This is a genomic window from Ancylomarina sp. YFZ004 (genome assembly GCF_054254355.1).
Genome location: NZ_JBTCHQ010000010.1, coordinates 1 through 14,290, shown reverse-complemented (window position 1 = coordinate 14,290; position 14,290 = coordinate 1). Strand labels below are relative to the sequence as shown.

At 33.8% G+C, this 14,290-nt stretch carries 16 protein-coding genes, 2 tRNA genes and 1 other RNA gene; 8 read left to right on the top strand and 11 right to left on the bottom strand.

The genetic code is table 11. The annotated features are described in order from the left end of the window. Nucleotides 1–216 precede the first annotated feature (216 nt). Together ACXR6G_RS15040 and ACXR6G_RS15035 are read right to left on the bottom strand one after the other, a co-directional pair. On the bottom strand, nucleotides 217–1,506 hold the full coding sequence (locus ACXR6G_RS15040) for an OmpP1/FadL family transporter (protein ID WP_458362261.1): 1,290 nt from the start codon (nucleotides 1,504–1,506) through the stop codon (nucleotides 217–219). Nucleotides 1,507–1,532: 26 nt separating this feature from the next. Continuing rightward, a complete protein-coding gene (locus ACXR6G_RS15035; protein WP_458362260.1) occupies nucleotides 1,533–2,972 on the bottom strand; it encodes a DUF4270 family protein in 1,440 nt (479 codons plus the stop codon). Nucleotides 2,973–3,264: 292 nt separating this feature from the next. On the opposite strand from ACXR6G_RS15035, the gene ACXR6G_RS15030 reads away from it, so the two are divergent. The 5 genes from ACXR6G_RS15030 (at nucleotide 3,265) to miaA (ending at nucleotide 7,524) form a co-directional block, all read left to right on the top strand. After that, nucleotides 3,265–4,293 carry a Kelch repeat-containing protein gene (locus tag ACXR6G_RS15030; RefSeq protein WP_458362259.1) on the top strand — a complete coding sequence of 343 codons (1,029 nt, stop codon included), beginning with the start codon at nucleotides 3,265–3,267 and terminating at the stop codon, nucleotides 4,291–4,293. A 168-nt stretch (nucleotides 4,294–4,461) separates the two neighbouring features. Continuing rightward, on the top strand, nucleotides 4,462–4,758 hold the full coding sequence (locus ACXR6G_RS15025) for a DUF2752 domain-containing protein (RefSeq protein WP_458362258.1): 297 nt from the start codon (nucleotides 4,462–4,464) through the stop codon (nucleotides 4,756–4,758). A gap of 105 nt (nucleotides 4,759–4,863) precedes the next feature. Continuing rightward, nucleotides 4,864–5,934 carry an acyl-CoA reductase gene (locus tag ACXR6G_RS15020; protein ID WP_458362257.1) on the top strand — a complete coding sequence of 357 codons (1,071 nt, stop codon included), beginning with the start codon at nucleotides 4,864–4,866 and terminating at the stop codon, nucleotides 5,932–5,934. 40 nt (nucleotides 5,935–5,974) lie between these two features. Further along, entirely contained in the window at nucleotides 5,975–6,547 is a 573-nt protein-coding gene (locus ACXR6G_RS15015; RefSeq protein WP_458362256.1) for an IS1096 element passenger TnpR family protein, read from the top strand. Between the two features lie 71 nt (nucleotides 6,548–6,618). Then, on the top strand, nucleotides 6,619–7,524 hold the full coding sequence (gene miaA / locus ACXR6G_RS15010) for a tRNA (adenosine(37)-N6)-dimethylallyltransferase MiaA (protein WP_458362255.1): 906 nt from the start codon (nucleotides 6,619–6,621) through the stop codon (nucleotides 7,522–7,524). Nucleotides 7,525–7,582: 58 nt separating this feature from the next. Here the strand turns inward: miaA and ACXR6G_RS15005 are convergent, their stop codons facing one another. The 9 genes from ACXR6G_RS15005 to ACXR6G_RS14965 all read right to left on the bottom strand — a co-directional run bounded on the left by ACXR6G_RS15005 (nucleotide 7,583) and on the right by ACXR6G_RS14965 (nucleotide 13,663). Further along, on the bottom strand, nucleotides 7,583–7,810 hold the full coding sequence (locus ACXR6G_RS15005) for a helix-turn-helix domain-containing protein (protein WP_458362254.1): 228 nt from the start codon (nucleotides 7,808–7,810) through the stop codon (nucleotides 7,583–7,585). Nucleotides 7,811–7,822: 12 nt separating this feature from the next. Further along, nucleotides 7,823–8,467 (bottom strand): DUF2975 domain-containing protein, encoded by a 645-nt coding sequence (locus ACXR6G_RS15000; protein ID WP_458362253.1) that lies wholly within the window; start codon nucleotides 8,465–8,467, stop codon nucleotides 7,823–7,825. Nucleotides 8,468–8,491: 24 nt separating this feature from the next. Beyond that, nucleotides 8,492–9,136 carry a hypothetical protein gene (locus tag ACXR6G_RS14995; protein WP_458362252.1) on the bottom strand — a complete coding sequence of 215 codons (645 nt, stop codon included), beginning with the start codon at nucleotides 9,134–9,136 and terminating at the stop codon, nucleotides 8,492–8,494. A 31-nt stretch (nucleotides 9,137–9,167) separates the two neighbouring features. Next, nucleotides 9,168–9,788 carry a DUF2975 domain-containing protein gene (locus tag ACXR6G_RS14990; RefSeq protein WP_458362251.1) on the bottom strand — a complete coding sequence of 207 codons (621 nt, stop codon included), beginning with the start codon at nucleotides 9,786–9,788 and terminating at the stop codon, nucleotides 9,168–9,170. A gap of 31 nt (nucleotides 9,789–9,819) precedes the next feature. Next, nucleotides 9,820–10,452, bottom strand: coding sequence for a DUF2975 domain-containing protein (locus ACXR6G_RS14985; RefSeq protein WP_458362250.1), 633 nt, complete (start codon nucleotides 10,450–10,452; stop codon nucleotides 9,820–9,822). 30 nt (nucleotides 10,453–10,482) lie between these two features. After that, complete coding sequence (locus ACXR6G_RS14980; RefSeq protein ID WP_458362249.1) at nucleotides 10,483–11,106, bottom strand: hypothetical protein; 624 nt, start codon at nucleotides 11,104–11,106, stop codon at nucleotides 10,483–10,485. A gap of 192 nt (nucleotides 11,107–11,298) precedes the next feature. Then, the gene (locus ACXR6G_RS14975) at nucleotides 11,299–12,072 is read right to left on the bottom strand and encodes a methyltransferase domain-containing protein (protein ID WP_458362248.1); all 774 of its coding nucleotides are present in this window, start codon (nucleotides 12,070–12,072) and stop codon (nucleotides 11,299–11,301) included. Between the two features lie 88 nt (nucleotides 12,073–12,160). After that, the gene (locus ACXR6G_RS14970) at nucleotides 12,161–13,108 is read right to left on the bottom strand and encodes a glycosyltransferase family 2 protein (RefSeq protein ID WP_458362247.1); all 948 of its coding nucleotides are present in this window, start codon (nucleotides 13,106–13,108) and stop codon (nucleotides 12,161–12,163) included. Between the two features lie 3 nt (nucleotides 13,109–13,111). Next, nucleotides 13,112–13,663, bottom strand: a complete 552-nt coding sequence (locus ACXR6G_RS14965; protein WP_458362246.1) for a DUF4199 domain-containing protein — start codon at nucleotides 13,661–13,663, stop codon at nucleotides 13,112–13,114. A gap of 295 nt (nucleotides 13,664–13,958) precedes the next feature. Here ACXR6G_RS14965 and ffs point away from each other — a divergent pair. The 3 genes from ffs to ACXR6G_RS14950 all read left to right on the top strand — a co-directional run bounded on the left by ffs (nucleotide 13,959) and on the right by ACXR6G_RS14950 (nucleotide 14,262). Continuing rightward, nucleotides 13,959–14,057, top strand: an RNA gene (ffs, locus tag ACXR6G_RS14960) — signal recognition particle sRNA small type. Between the two features lie 2 nt (nucleotides 14,058–14,059). Continuing rightward, nucleotides 14,060–14,136, top strand: a tRNA-Thr gene (locus ACXR6G_RS14955). 54 nt (nucleotides 14,137–14,190) lie between these two features. Continuing rightward, nucleotides 14,191–14,262 (top strand) — tRNA-Thr (locus tag ACXR6G_RS14950). Nucleotides 14,263–14,290: the final 28 nt, after the last annotated feature.

Below are 14,290 nucleotides of genomic sequence, written 5' to 3'. Positions count from 1 at the left end.
TTATCAAATGTGTTGTTGTTGTTTGAGTATGTGATCTTAAACAATGGAATCGTTTAAGATCCTAACAAAACTAGTCAATATTATTCTTTATCAGCTCTAAATTGGAGTAAGAGGTCTATTATTTTTTTATTATTAAAAACGATTGATTTAACATCAAAAAAAAACACCCGAAAACAGAGGCTTTCGGGTGTAAATATTCTTAAGTATTATTATTTCCTATTGGTACTTTCGTTTTACAAACCAACGCTCAAACAGATTAATATCAACTGTGATCCTTGTAAAATCCTCACGAACCAAATTATTATTTGTTGTCCCTGAAACTCCAAATTCAAGTGCAACATTTATCATTCCTGAGTTTTTAGCCATAGGAATTCCAAAACCTAAGCTAACACCCATTGTACTTATTTTTTCATCCTTAACCGTAATATATCCGGTATCGTAAAACCCACCTAAACGGTAAGTCATTTTTTTCAAAAGTTTTCTTGCATACCCATCATTGGCTTTATACTCCATACCAAGACTAAATTTATTACGATCTCGCAAGGCATTGTTTTTATTAAACACTTCAGTATCACTCCATTTTTCATGCAGATAGTCACCACCAATCCACAATTGTTTACCTTTGCTTAAACCAAAACCTAAACCATAACTTTCAGGAACATCAAACGAACCTTTATCAGTATCTTCATGTCTAACCTCACCACTACCACCACTAAAGTTCGTAACTTCAATAATTTGTTTTGCACGAACACCTATTTTGGGTTGATATTTAGCACCGATATTAAGGTCATACTTACCTAGATCCATTTGATACTGTGCTCCAAGGTTAAAGAAAGCTCCTTTAGAAATTAGTTTCAAATTATTTTTATAGACATATGAAGAACCAGCCTCCATAGTAATAATCTCATCTCTGGTATTATTTCCAAATAAATAAGTTGCGTTAATTCCTAATGAAAGATTCTTAGTCACTTTCACCCCATTAGACCAAGTTAATTGATTTAATCCTCCAGATCCTTTCAGTGAACGATTAAAATATGATTCAGAACCAACTACCTTCTCTCTATTGGTAACTTCATAACCTAAACTCGTGTACGGAGAAACAGAAAAAGCAGTTGCGTATTTAGGTGAAACCTTAAATCCAAAAGCGATTCGGGTTAAGTTATAATCATTAAAAAAATCACTTTTACTGCCTTGATTTAAGTTGGTATACTTGGCAGCCATACCAACATTAAAAATAAACTTAAGACTATCAACATGAGCCAAAGCCGCTGGGTTCTGAATATTCAAAACACCACCATCTCGATATGCGAGGCTTGTGCCCCCCATAGAAATACTGTTCCCACTACCAATCTGATTTAATTCACCTAATCCATAGTATGAATAGGGAGAACTCGTATTATTTTGAGCGTATGCAGTCGTCGTAAAAAACAACAAGCTAAAGCCTATGATAGTCAAGAGTTTTTTAATCGAATAAAAAGGCTTAGCAATCATTCTCATATTCCACATATATATTGTAATTAAAATATTCGACATTAATTCTGAACAACGTAAGTTATCTTTAATTTAATCCTTGTCTTTGATTTTACATCATTATCAATAATCAAACGCTCCATAGAGTTACCTATTATACTTGGAGGTAGAGATATTAGTAAAGCATCATCATATTCTTGACCATTCAATAGAATTTGATTCACATAATCTGTTAAATCAAAGGTATAATAAGATTCATCTTGATATTTAAGATCAGCAACGTAAGTTGAAGTCACTATGTTATTGGTTCTAGAATCAATAATACCACCATTAAATTTATTTTTCTTATCAGTCCTATAAAGTTGGAATCTAGAAAAAGGTAGGGGATAAAAATCTTCATCGTAACTATTTTCCTGAGGACTAAAAACCAATTCAGCTTTAAGAATTCCCCCGGCAAGTCCCATTTCATTTAATTTCTCAATATGTGGAATTTGTATTTTTGTAATTAAACCTGTGCCACCCTGTATAAAAGACAAGTTATCTGTTTCAGTTGAAGCCACATCTTCTTCTACTTCTTGAATCAATCCTACTTTTTGGATAAATTCATTTGAATTAAAATCCGATGAATAATTCGTAAAATTAACATCCTTTTTATTAATAGGAAAATCATGAAATTTTGCCATACCTACTTCAGAATACTCCGAATCGCTATAATATAATCGCATCTTCATTCCAACACCTGTTTGATAAGAAAACATTGCTGTATTATTATCACCTGCTTTTAGGACAATGCCTTTAAAAAATTCTAACCAGTCCGTTTTTACCATAACGACGTCACTAGAAACATTAACACTATCAATTATCTCAATACCTAAAGCATCATCCATTTTAATTCTAAGCCCTCCTTTTTCTGCTGAAGGATCATTATCTCTATCCACATCAATAATACTATTTTTATGTCTTTTAGGAATAAAAACAGAACTACCAATCGCATCTACATCAAACTCTAATACATCATCTGCGTTGTAGGCATATATATTATCGGGAAATTCAAAATCTTCGGTTACCCTATGGATAGATATACTTTGTTCTTTTAGAGTGTCGCCATGAAAATGATCATTAACTCGACCATTAACCATTGTGCTACCTTCATGATACATTATAAAGACTAAGGAATCAAACTCAACATGAACCTGAACGCCGTTATTTATAGTTCTAAGAGTAAATGGTGTTCCCAAGTCAACTTCCCCGAAAAAATCCGATTTGATATTCCCAAAGTAAGGATCTTCATATCTCCCCACGAGAACATTGCTTTGGTTTGATGTAATAACAGAATCCATTTTCACTGTGGAACTATTAACAGTGAATGTATCTATTAAAAAGACCTCTGTAGACTTATCAATAATATTACTCCCTATTTCGTGTTCTTCAAAAACATCAGAATTACAACTTGAAAGGAATACTAGTATAGAAACAAATACTATAGATTTTATTTTTCTCATTCTAAATAAAAGCTTATTACTGATCATATAAATAAAGGATAATCATGAAACAATATCATGTGATGATTTATAAGAAATTATCGGATAACGCACAAATGTAAATAAAATATCGAGATTTTCTAATTGAGATTTTTAATTGTTAATTTTTCAAAAGGACACTGTATTTTTATGTAGAGAAAAAGCAATCCTACTGATTTTTATTTATATTTGTCGTCATAAGAAAAAACACAGTTTATTTCTTTCAAAATTTTCAAACGTATAATCGTATTAATTATTGATAAAATCATAACACATGAAACAAAGATTATTATTGGCATTTTTTGCATTATCTCTTTTTATCACAAGCTGTGGTAGCGATAATGGCTTGGATGGAAACTGGAGTAAAAGCGCAGAATATAGTGGATCTGGACGTGGTGGAGCAGTAAGTTTTACTATTGGTGATGATGTATATGTTGGTTTAGGCTATTCAAATGGAGATTATTTCTCAAGTTTCTACAAATACAATACAACGATTGACAACTGGACAAGTATCACAGAAAAAGTTGATGGAAATGAAATCGGCATTTTCCCTGGAACTCCAAGAAGAGAAGCCGTAGCTTTTTCTGTTGATGGTAAAGGGTATATTGGTACAGGTGTTGATGAAGATGGTGATAGATTAAATGATTTTTGGGAGTATGATCCTGCTAAAGCAGTTGCTGATAGATGGTCTGAGGTAAGTTCTCAATTTCCAGGAGGTATTCGCCAGGGAGCTGTAGCATTTGCTATTAACAATGTAGCTTACGTTGGAACAGGTTATGGTGTTCTTGATGGTGAAGATCAGAATAACCTTAAGGATTTTTATAAATTCCAAAATGGTGTTTGGTCAGAGAGCTTAGGCTATGGAGGTAGCAAAACAACAGATGCTACTACATTTATAATTGGTGATAAAGTCTATTTAATATCAGGAGTAAACAATCTTGATAACGTATGGGAATTTAATTCTACAGATGAGACTTGGACACAAAAGAGAGATATAGATAAGGACAATAGTGCTGAAAACGTTCAGAGAACTAGTGCCATATCTTTCGTAATTGATGGTAAAGGATATGTTACTACTGGACTAGGTGGTAATTCTAGAGAAGTTTGGGAATACAATGCAGCAAAAGACGATTGGGTAGAAAGAACTTCATTAGAAAACGAAGTGATTTCACGTGTAGACGCTATTGGTTTCAGTATCGATAATAGAGGTTTTATGGTTACTGGCTTGACTGGACAAAATGGCTTAAGTGACATGTGGGAATTTCAGCCAAAAGTTGGTGAAAATGATGATGACAATGATTAAATAATCATTAAAATATACTCAAAAGCGCTGCAAGAAATTGCAGCGCTTTTTTTATATCCTTAAGGGAGGATATTTTGAATTTCTCTCTTAAAACTTGAATAAAAAATCTCCCCTTTTGTATATATTTAACATTCATATGTAAAAATGTGTTAATAGAATCTTAAACAGATGTGGCACAAACTAATCCACTGGTTGGAATCAAACAGCTTATCTTGTCAATTTTATCAGAATTATCAGATAGAATGCCCCGGTTGTGGTTTACAATCGGCCTTCATTCTACTTTTGAAAGGTAATTTATCGGAGAGTATACAAACATACCCTGCCCTACTCCCTCTAATCTTTCTAATCATTAGTATAGTCACACATATTAAATTCAGGTCGAAATGGACGATCAAATCCAATCGCCTTCTAGCAAGTATCTCAGTATTGTTAATACTCTTCAACTATATTCCCAAATTAATCTAGACATGATAACGAATCGATAAAACTCACTTTCGGGAATACCAAAATCTTTAATATCTTTGCACAAAGAATAAAACCTACCATTACTAGTATCACTCAAATATAAAAATGAACATATCAGAACGCATAGAAGCATTTGTAAGTCTTGGACAATTTCTTGAACAATTTAAAACTGTTGAAGTAAGCCAAAGCAGTCATCCTTTAAATGAGCAGTTCTATCATGAATTCAACAATTTAATTGAGAATGCACATATAGAGAATGCCTGGTTCACACCTGCCCATGTGAGAACTTCTATTCAGGGAATCTGTTCATTTTTAGATCAAATGAAACTTGAGAAATGGTTCAATCAATACCAGGTTGCTGATAAAAACACAAGCAAACGTGTCGCCGTTATTATGGCTGGCAACATTCCCATGGTTGGCTTTCACGATATGCTTTCTGTTCTTAGTTCAGGGCATCAATTTATTGGAAAACTATCATCGAAAGATAACCGTTTACTCGATTTTATCACCCGCCTATTAATTGAAATAAATTCAGATTTTAAGGCTCTTATTTCATTCAAAAAAGAAAGGCTTAATGGTAAACAGGACTTTGATGCTATTATTGCAACGGGGAGTAACAACTCGTCCCGTTATTTTGAAGCCTATTTTAGCAAATACCCACACATCATCCGTAAAAACAGAAATTCAGTAGCCCTAATTACAGGTAATGAAACCAAAGAGGAGCTTAAGACCTTAGGCTTAGATGTCTTTCTATATTTCGGATTGGGTTGCAGAAACGTATCTAAACTTTACGTTCCTGAAAACTACGATATCACCAAAATACTTGATGCTTGGCAAGATTATGCAGCATCAGTAGATCACAATAAATACGCAAACAATCACGATTATCAACGTTCCCTATTTTTAATGAATGCCATTAAGCATTACGACAATGGCTTTTTATTGATGAAAGAAGATATTGCCATTTCTTCTCCTATTGCCGTATTACATTACGAGCACTATAGAAGCTTAGAGCAAGTTAATAATCATCTCAAAGAGAACAGTGAGAACATTCAATGCATTGTTGGACAAGAAGGAGAAAGTTTCATTCCATTCGGCAAAGCACAAGAACCTGAGCTTAACGATTATGCTGATAATGTCGATACAATGACATTTTTAAGTCAGTTAAATTCGTAAAAACTATATCTTTTCTACCTTTATAAAAAAAAATAAAACCATGAATATATTCAAGTTAAAAATCACCTCTCCTGAGAAAGACGATTTCCTAATGGAAATTGAAATGGATAACGAAGAAACATATCTAGAATTACACAATACCATTCAACAAGCTTTAGCTTACGATAACACGCAAATGGCCTCATTTTTCCAAATTTCTGATATGGGAGAAAGAGGGAAGGAAATTGCACTTTTCGAAATGAGCAGCGAAGATGATGACAACATTAATATTGTTGCCATGGATGTTTCTATGATGAGAGAATTCATCAACAAAGAAAGCAATCAGCTAATCTATGTGTTCGACTTTTTCTCTGATCGCTATTTCAACATTGAACTAACAGCTGTAGAAAGAAGACGCGTAGCAGTTAAAGCTCCTAAAATTTGTGTAGCAGAAGGTGAAGCACCAGAACAAATCGTTATGAACCTTGACATGGGAGATCTAGATCTTGATGGTGTAGATTTAAAATCAGCAACAAAAAAAGATAAGGATTTCGATTTCATGGATGAATTTGATGACGATTCTGATGAGGGACCAAAATTCGAAAGTCTTGACGACTACGAGGATATTCTTTAATATTAATCGTATCTAAATATAAAAATTAAAGCTCCACTACGGAGCTTTAATTATAATACGCTTACAACACGATGGCTAAAACACTTATTGTTCTACTAGGTCCTACAGGTGTGGGAAAAACCGATCTTAGCATACGCATTGCCCGTCATTTCGATACTGAAATCACCTCATCGGATAGCAGACAGGTGTATCGTGAAATGCGGATAGGAACAGCTGTACCTGAACAGGAACAACTAGAAGCCGTAAAGCATCACTTTATACACTCACATTCCATTCACGACTATTTTAGCTCTTGGGAATGCGAACAGAAAACACTGGCTCTTCTAAACGATAAGTTCGAAGAGAAAGACCAAATGCTAATGGTTGGTGGCTCTATGATGTATATCGATGCTGTTTGCAATGGGATTGACCTCATCCCTACTATTTCTCCAGAATTGAGAAAAGAGGTGTGCGATCGCTATGAAAAGAATGGCCTCGAGGCTCTACAGGCAGAACTGAAAGAACTCGATCCTGTTTTCTACGATCAAGTCGATTTGCAAAATGCCAAGCGTGTGATTCATGCTGTAGAAGTTTGCCTCATGTCGGGAAAGCCTTATTCCTCACTTAGAACGAATAAAACCAGGAAACGCGATTTCGATATCATTAAAATAGGTTTGAACAGAGATAGAGCTGAACTTTACGATAGAATAAACCAGCGTGTGGATATCATGATAAAAGAAGGACAAATAGAAGAAGCCAAATCTCTTTTTGAATTCTCTGATTTAAACTCGATGAACACAGTTGGTTACAAAGAATTATTCGAATATTTCAAAGGCCATATTAGCCTAGACAAGGCCATAGAGCTTATTAAACGCAATTCACGTCACTACGCAAAGCGACAACTTTCTTGGTTCCGTAGAGATGAAAAAATACAATGGTTTCATCCTGATCAGGAAGATGAGATCATCGCCTATCTAGATAAACAATTAAAAGCTTAAAAGTAAAGGCTCGAATCACTATAGATTCGAGCCTTTACTTTATATGAGATTATATATCCTATTCTGTTTCATCATCTGACTTTGGAGCTTGAAATTCGAAGAGATCTCCAGGCTGGCAATTCAATTCCAGGCAAATAGCTTCAAGAGTTGTAAAACGGACTGCCTTGGCCTTCCCCGACTTTAATATGGAGAGATTGGCCATGGTAATACCAATACGTTCGGCCAGTTCTTTGGAGCTCATCTTACGCTTGGCAAGCATCACATCTAAATTTGTAATTATGGGCATAACTTATTCGTATTAAATAGTGAGTTCTGATTCTTCTTGCATCCCTACCCCCGCACGATACACTTCGGCAAATGCAAAGATAACAAGTACAACTATCAAGCTTGAGAACTCCAATAAATCTGGATGAAATTTAATTTCGGCTCCCTGTACAACCAAATCTTTCACTAAAAACCATGAAAATAAAATACCGTTCAGAATTTTATAAGTCCATAAAACTAGGAGACTAAAGCCTATCTGACGGATATTTTCATAACTTTTCTGAGAAAAACTATTCCCTAGTTTAAAGCTATTTGTAAGGTTATCAAACAATTCATGTCCATTCTTAAACAAGAAAAAAAGTATCGCCATAACGAGTGTTGTATCTACAAAGCTAAGCAGTCGATAACTAAATTTGTCTGACATAATCTCTGTAAAACGCATAAAAACTTCAGATTCTCCATTAAAAACTCCGCCTCCAAGCAATTTATACGATATATCTGCCGAAAATTTCGCTTCACTTATAAAATAGAAATGACTCAAATCGCCCATCGGGAAATCAGGAAATATTAAACCCATAATATTCATCAAAGTGCCCACAACAAGATTTGCAACCACAAGCCAATAAAAGACATAAAAGATCCTTCTTAAGGCATTGATAATTCTAAAATTATTCTTCATTTCAATATATACTTATGTGATTCTTTAAATAGTGTAATCCGACTCTTCTTTAATATGAACAGCTACTCGGTAGATTTCAGCGAATGCAAAGATAACGAGTACAAAGAAAACTAATGGATATTCAATATAGTCAGGATGCAATTTAAGTTTCTGTCCAAGTACAGTTACATCTTTCAACAAGAAATGTGAAAATAAAATTCCATTTACAAATCGATAAAGCACAAAACCAGCAAACCAATACCCGATTCTTTTAATCCTCAAATAATTTTCATTGTTAAAATTATCTCCTGATTTTAATGCTTCAACTAAATTATCAAATAAACCTTTGGCATTTTTAAACAGAAAAACTAAAGTGAGGCTGAAAATCGTATTATCAAAAAATGAAAGCAAACGATAATTAAATCCTGAAGATTCAATTCCGTTTAATAAAATTCGAATACGAGCATCTCCATTAAAAACCCCTGATCCTAACAATTCATAAGAGCTCGGAGAGAATAAATGAGTCCCACCATCAAATCTTATATTATAAAGTTCTGCTATAGTATAAGTTGGGAATATCATTCCAATTACATTAAGTATAGCACCAAAAATTAGATTGAAGATGAATAAGTAGTAAATAAAAATAAACTGCTTCCTTAAAAATTTGATAACTCTAAAATTATTTTTCATTTCGATATGATTAAGATTCTTGACTTATAGCTTAAATAGTGAACTCTGACTCTTCTTTCATCTCGATTCCAGCTCGGTATAATTCAGCAAAAACAAAGATGACTAAAATCACTATTAAGCCTGATAAGTCTGATGAATCAAGCTTAAATTGAAACGAATCCATCTTGCTAATATAATTTTTCAGATCTAAGACAAAATAGACAATCACTCTAAACCAAGAATAGAGAAGCATAGCAAGTAATAAAAAACCTACTTTTTTTATTCTTAGATAATTATCCTTGAAGAATAAGTGACCTGTTTTAAAACCCTTCTGTTGTTCTACAAAAAACTTATGTGAATAATGAAATATATAAAATACACAGATACTTAAAAGCAATACTTCTAATGAGTGAGAAATATGAAATGATGAAACTTGATTACTGGAATACTTATAGGTCCATCCAACTTTAGTATCAACTTCAATAGAGGATATCTCCTTCAATATATTCTCTGTCTTCTCAGAAATTTTAGAATGATCACCGATCTCTTCCGAAGTAGAAAAAAAGCCAACACCTACAAAGTAGACTACAACTACAATATTTACAATTGAGAGCCACAAAAAAACTTTAAATAGCCTTCTCAAAAGATTGATAATTTTATAATTATTTTTCATTTCGATATGATTAAAATTCTTGATTTAAAGATTAGATAATATACTCCGACTCTTCTTTCATCTCGATTCCAGCTCGATAAATCTCAGCAAAAACAAAAACGACAAGCACACTTATAATCTGAGTAAACAAGGTGTAATCTGGTTGAAAATGGACCTCCTGCCCCATAACTGCGACATTATCCATAAGAAACCAAGAAATGATAACACCATTAATAAAGAAGTAAATTGGGAAAGCTAACATTAGGAAACCAACCTTCCTTATCCAACGATACACCTCAAAAGAAAAATAAGTTCCATTCTTTTCACGCTTATGTAACTCGTTGAAAATATAATAAGTATATCTAAATATTAGAATTAAGATAGCTCCTGTGATTGCACTGTTCAATAAAGTTATAAAACGATAGAATAAATCATCGGAATGTATCCTCCCTAAATTCACTGCAAGTTCAATCTCTTCATTAAAATGGCTTCCTAATGCTAAATCATAAGCCACATCAGCTTTAAAATAAGTATTTCCTGCAAATGGGATATCAGGAACGTTGAAATCAACAAATAAGTGTACAAAATAAGCTAAACCCCAGCCTACAAATGCAAAAAATGTTGACCAATAGAATATCTTAAAAAAGATTCTTAACAAATTGATTATTTTAATATTGCTTTTCATTTTGGTATGGTTAAATTCTTTGATAGTAGCTTAGATAGTGTGCTCTGCTTCTTCTTTCATTTCGATAGCTGCTTTAAAGATTCTGGCAGCTCCAAACAAAACGAGTACTGTAACAAGAGATGAAAATCCTGATACAGACGGATTCACCTGAAACGGTTCTCCAAAAGCAGTGAGATCTTTTATCAACACCCATGAAAATAACGAATCTGTTAAAAAAGTGTATAATGTAACTCCTAGGGTTAGATAAGCGATTCTACGGATGAAAAAATAGTTTTCTCTAGTAAAATAGCCTCCCCATGAATCAACTTCGCTAAAATTATAAAACAAACTAGAGAGATATTTAAAATTAAAAATCGCTAACATGACTAAAATTGAAAAATTTACAAAGCCGAATATCTTCATATATATACTTTCAGAAGAAAGGTTTCTTATACCAACATCAACCGAGGCATTAGCGATCTCAACAGCATCACCTCCTATTGAATAAGTCAAATTTGTTGTAGCTTCTCCAACTCCAAAAAACCATGATGGGTGAAAATTTCCAATTCCAAAAAAGATATTCAACAAATAGGCTACTCCCATACCTACTGCAATTACAATAAGCATAAAATATGCAAAGGAGAAAAGGTAACGTAAGAAATAAATACTTTTCATTTTTAGATGAGTTTTAGTGATTAGGTTCAACAAACCTAAACAATAAAAGCACGCAAAACAATATTTATTTATCGTTTTTCGATAAATACTTTTCGATTAACAACTCAACCCATTATTAATTGGATAAAAAAAAAGCCACAAACAAGCAGTTAAACTGCATGTTTATGGCTCTTAAATATGTCTATTAGTAATTTACTTTTTATTGAAATAAAATATCTCTTTCATTGGTAATCCAAATCGTTTTGCTGTTTCAAGGGGAAAAGTATTTGAGTAAGTATCTGCTGTCACTTTAAAGCCAACCGAACTTAAACGCTCAGCATAATCGAGTCCATACAAACGAACATGATCTTTCTGTAAGAAATGCTTTTCCCTCTCTGATGGATCTGTAATTGTAGGATCTTCATAGGTTTTTTCAGCATCTGAATCTTGTGGAACCTGTAATATGGCAAAGCCTCCTGGCTTAAGAATTCGATAAATCTCAGACATAGCTTTGATATCATTATCAACATGCTCCAACACATGGTTACAAATCACCACATCGTATGTCTCATCTGAAAAAGGAATGTCTTGAACATCGAAATGCACATCGGCAATGGGAGATTCAAGGTCACCTGTTGTATAATCCAAGTTCTCCAAAGCTCTAAAACGCTTGAAAAAGCATTGCTCTGGTGCAATATGAAGCACTTTTAAATCCTTGGTGAAAAAATCAGTCTTCTCATTCAGATACAAATACATTAATCTGTGCCGCTCCAATGACAAACAACGTGGACAAAGCGCATTGTCTCTTCCTGTTTGTTTGGTATACCCATATGGTAAAAACTTGCGAAAGCTGTGTTCACAGACAGGGCATTCCACCTTATTCCCCATATAAAACAGAGCAATCACTCTATTTACAATCAAGCTTATTCTAATTAAAACGGGACGAGGGAATATTTTTAATAATAATCTTATTAAACTTTTAAGCATATAAATCAATAAACAGTTAGCAATCTCAAGCTGTCAATTAAAATTGAATTAATTATTTTTTTCGCAACTCACAATTCATAGCAATATCTTAGATCTCTTTATCTATTTGATACAAGTTACGATCTGATGAGCTACGACTAACTAATTCAGCAACAAAGCCTGTTAGAATCATTTGCGTTCCAATAACCATAGTCGTTAAAGCAATATAAAAATAGGGACTATCAGTAACTAAAGCAGCCTTAACACCTTGACTTAAACTGATCAGTTTCTGAACACCTATCCAGGCTGATGACATAAAGCCTATAATAAACATCAAGAATCCTAGTAAGCCAAAAAAGTGCATTGGTTTCTTACCAAAACGAGTCATAAATGAAATTGAAAGCAGATCGAGAAAACCATTCACAAATCGGCTTAAACCAAACTTTGTAACTCCATATTTTCGTTCCTGATGCTGTACAACTTTCTCTCCTATGCGTGTAAAGCCAGCCTCTTTTGCCAAAATTGGAATATAGCGATGCATTTCACCATAAACCTCAATACTCTTAACCACTTTGCAATTATAGGCTTTCAAACCACAGTTAAAATCGTGCAAACGAATACCAGATACAGCACGTGCTGTTCTATTGAAAAACTTACTTGGAATGGTTTTGGTTATTGGATCGTAACGCTTCTGTTTCCATCCCGAAACAATATCGTAATTATCCTCTTTCACCATTCTATACAATTCTGGAATTTCATCAGGAGAATCCTGAAGATCAGCATCCATAGTAATTACAACATCGCCCTTAGCGGCTTCGAAACCGCAAAACAAAGCAGCTGATTTCCCATAATTACGACGAAATTTAATACCACGAACCGAGGCATATATATTTTGAAGCTCATTAATAACTTTCCAAGATGTATCCTTACTCCCATCGTCAACCAATATGGCTTCGTATGAAAAGCTATGTTCTTGCATGATGCGATCAATCCAAGCTAGCAATTCTGGCAAAGATTCATCTTCGTTATATAGAGGTATTACTATTGAAATATCCATCGCTTAGTCTTGATTTTTATCGTTAGAGTTATTCTTCAATGTCCCATAGTTTCGACTAAAGAAAAAAGCCAAGATCAATGAAAAAAAGAATCCGGCACCTAATTTACTAAACCACTGCCCAAAGGCAAAGACTCCAGGTGTTATCTTTTCATAAAAACTCATTAAAAGTTCAACCTGATCATCGCTATACTTAGCTTCGATAAAGCTTTTCTCCATTATTCCCATAAATTCCTGCAATATTGCAGCATCAAAATACTTAACCAATATATACATATAAAGGGCATAAAATGCACCAGCAAAACCAATTATAAGAACACCAGCTCCTAAAGCTCTTCCGTAACTTATAATACCATTTAGAACATCGTTACGATAAATTCTTAATCCAAAATAAATCCCTGTCATTATTAAAAAATAATTGATCGATGTAATTTGTGGATTAACTGAAATAGGTACTCCTCGGAAATAAAACATCAGAGAAGTTAAAATTAAGATACCACCAACAAGAGCTCCAAATAAGAAGCTATGGCGTAGTAAAGGGTTTGATTGTGCTTGCATATTAATATAATAATCTTTCAAATTTTCCCGTAAGGCTCACTTTTTATGGCTCACCCTATTTTATACGGAAAACAAAGATATCCATTTTAACAGATATTGCTTGAAAGTTTGAGAGAAATAAACATTCTTTCACATTAGGGAGGGCAAATAAACAAAGGGTTCTAAAAAAAAATAATTTTTTTTTGAAAATTATAACACTGAAAATAAAACGCTTGAGAGCAAAGCATGAACAAATAGGAAAAGAAGTTAGTCAAAACGTTTGGAGCGTAACAAGTTTTTTCTACTTTTGTCATCGGATAAGCAACTATGCGATCAGCTCCTAGTGAACCCCCCCAGGGTCGGAAGGCAGCAAGGGTAAGTAGTTGTAGCGATGCGACGTAGCTTGCTTATCCACCTGCCAGTGTAGCTCAGTTGGTCAGAGCAGCTGATTTGTAATCAGCAGGTCGTCGGTTCGAATCCGGCCACCGGCTCCAATTATAGGAGATAAAAGAAAGCTGAAAAGCTTTCTTTTCTTCTTTTATATCAACGCCGTTGTAGCTCAGGGGTAGAGCGTTTCCTTGGTAAGGAAGAGGTCATGAGTTCAATTCTCATCAATGGCTCGACTAGAAAAAAAAGAATTTTGCCAGT